General features: G+C 54.0%; 2 pseudogenes. Both read right to left on the bottom strand.

Features of this window, described 5'->3' with window-relative positions:
• Positions 1 to 1,104: pseudogene (locus AQR02_RS33540) on the bottom strand (transglutaminase); the annotation flags it as partial.
• Positions 1,101 to 1,539 (bottom strand): annotated as a pseudogene (locus AQR02_RS04485) (DUF58 domain-containing protein); the annotation flags it as partial. The pseudogenes AQR02_RS33540 and AQR02_RS04485, both read right to left, overlap by 4 nt.

The following is a 1,539-nucleotide window of genomic DNA, read 5'->3' as shown; positions in this document are numbered from 1 at the left end:
TTCACCGTCGACCGAATCCACTTTGGAAATGGAATACGCGCCAAACAGCACCGGATAATCATTGTTGCCGAGCAGCTTAACGGTTTGCTGCAATGTCCGGGTCTCTCCTTTGGTGGCCGTTACCCGGTCCAATTCTGCTCCTACTGCGGCATTCTCCAGCGGTCCCCGTTTAAGCTGGTCGTCATCGCTCCAGCCTTTGCCGGAATACACGCTGCGTGACTCTCCGCGCATATAGGTCCGCAAATCGGAGGTTACTGTCATCACCGGTGAATAATCGAAATTAAAGCCTCCGCCTAAATTATCATCATCGAGACTATAACCGGAAGAGGAACTGACTGCAGCCGCTCCCCCCTCGCCTGCCTCCGAAGATCCTGAAGTTCCTGAACCGGAGGATTTCCCTACGCCATTCCAATCCTGCCAGGCCGTATAGGGATCGGTAAGTGTAGGACGCACATCGGGCATATTAACGCCAGTAACAATAACCAGAGAGAAGATAATGGCAATATTGACTGCTACTTTAAAAGGGTAACGCAGCAAGTAGGTCCAGCCCCGCGGATAATGTAATTGGAAGCTCCGCAAATGCTGGGTCACCAGCCAGCCCATCCCGGCAAATACCGTCCAGGCAACCTCCTGCCAAAGTATAGATGAAGTAAAAGAGTCCAGTGCGGCAAAAGCAACAATATTCGCGGTGAGAAACATCAGAATCCGTGCTTTCGAGGAGACCCACCAGGAGGACAGCAGCAGCAAGGCACCGGCAGCCAGAGCAAACCATATATACGGGACCATATGAGCTGCGGTATCGGGCAGCCGGTCACGCAGTGCCGGAGCCCAGGGATCAGGGACATAGATTTTGTTATGCAGGATCAGCCGGTATACCACGTACAGCATGGCCAGTGCTTCAAGAACCAGACGGTAGCCCCATTTAACCGGTAAAAGAATTTCAATAACGGCCACAGCTGCGAGTGTTAGCAGCACAGCCGATGTAGTCGTTTCCAGCCAGAAAGGTTCTGTGAAGGACACCCATTGCAGGGCAATGAGTACCAGCCAGAGGAGGCTGAAGGAATGATGCCAGGATAATTTGATTCCGTTCCACCAGCGGCTCATACTGCAGTATCACCTCCAAGGACTGCAGGAAGATCCTGCAGGGAGCTGATGCTATACCCCGTCACACCGCTTGATTTCAGAACATCCAGCCAATCCCCGCTACCGGCCTTACCGGCTGGATTGCGTACCTGAATATGGGAAGGGGTCATTCCCCGGCTCTCCGCCCAGCGCATCACATCCAGCACCGGCTGGCCGCTTTGCGGGCTGATCAGTACGAAATATGCGCCTTTCGGAAACATGCGGTGGCCTTTTTCCAGCCTTGGCACAAGCGGCCCCTTGCCTTCGGCATTGATATCAATCAGATATTGAATCATCTTCTGCCGCTCTGCAGCGCTTTCGGCAGGACTGAATACCTTGGTCGTCCTGTCCAGGCAGCAGAGCCCGATACCGATCCGGTCGCGGATGCCGAAGCCCAGCAGCGAAGCCGTAATGGAA

The sequence above is a fragment of the Paenibacillus ihuae genome (genome assembly GCF_001368795.1).
In the GTDB taxonomy this organism is placed as follows: Bacteria; Bacillota; Bacilli; order Paenibacillales; family Paenibacillaceae; genus Paenibacillus_AQ; species Paenibacillus_AQ ihuae.
This window is presented reverse-complemented; position numbering and strand designations above follow the sequence as displayed.